This window comes from Tenacibaculum sp. E3R01 (assembly GCF_003318185.1).
GTDB classification, from domain to species: Bacteria; Bacteroidota; Bacteroidia; order Flavobacteriales; family Flavobacteriaceae; genus Polaribacter; species Polaribacter halocynthiae.
This window is the reverse complement of sequence record NZ_QOCC01000002.1, coordinates 1-1,059: the sequence shown is the minus strand read 5'-3', so window position 1 is coordinate 1,059 and position 1,059 is coordinate 1. Positions and strand designations below refer to the sequence as shown.

The 1,059-nt window shown below is 30.7% G+C and carries 2 protein-coding genes; both read left to right on the top strand.

The window, feature by feature from the left end; genetic code table 11:
* Positions 1 to 278, top strand: a 278-nt coding sequence (locus DS884_RS00010; RefSeq protein ID WP_113785296.1) for a transposase, incomplete at its 5' end; no start/stop codon positions are given.
* Positions 278 to 1,059, top strand: a 782-nt coding sequence (locus DS884_RS18335) for an IS3 family transposase (protein ID WP_317047313.1), incomplete at its 3' end; no start/stop codon positions are given. The genes DS884_RS00010 and DS884_RS18335, both read left to right, overlap by 1 nt.

Sequence of the window (1,059 nt, the reverse complement as noted above, 5' to 3'; positions counted from 1 at the left end):
AACTTTGTAAACTCTACTCCATTGCACCTACAACTGTAAACGAATGGATTAAAAAATACAATCGTAAAGACTTAATGAACACCAGAGTAAAAGTGGAAACTAAAGACGAAATATCTAGAATCAAAGCACTTCAAAAAGAGATTGAACAGCTTAAAAAATTATTACTTAAAAAGGATCTCGATGCTATGGTATTGGATTCTTACCTTGAAGTAGCAGCTGAAGACCTTGGGTACAAATCAGTTAATGAACTAAAAAAAAAGCTAAGTATAAAGCCTTAATTAAAGCTAAAGAAAAAGCTAAGAGATTTGCTTCTTTAACTACTATAACACATTGTTTTGGGCTTAAACGTGATGCGTATTACAAATACAAATCTAGAGCTGATAAACGTTTAGAACTCGAGAAACAGATTATAAAAATAGTTAGAAAAAGACGCAAATCTCTTCCTAGAGAAGGCGTACGTAAACTTGTAAAATCATTAGATGTAGATTTTAATAAAGGGAATATTAAAGTTGGTAGAGACACTTTATTTAATATCCTTAGAAAACATCAAATGCTAACACTAAGAATGAAAACTAGTGCCAGAACAACCAACTCTTATCATCGTTTTTATAAGTACAATAACCTAATAAAGAATATGAAAGTTACTAAATCTAATCAAGTTTGGGTCTCAGATATAACATACATTAGAACCCTAAAAGGTTTTTGTTACCTAGCCTTAATAACTGACATGCATTCTAGGAAAATAGTTGGGTATGATCTTAGCGATAGTCTTGAACTAAAAGGATGTGTAAGAGCACTAAACAAGGCCATTTACCAAGCTAAAAATATTAAACAACTTATTCATCATTCAGACAGAGGTATACAATATTGCAGTAATGTATACACGCAAATATTAAAAAGAAAAAAGATAGATATTAGTATGACCCAAGAAAATCATTGTTATGAAAATGCCATGGCAGAACGTGTAAATGGGATACTAAAAGATGAGTTTTATCTCGATCAAACCTTTGATAACGTAGCACAAGCAAAGAAAGCTACAAAAAATGCAATTAATTTATA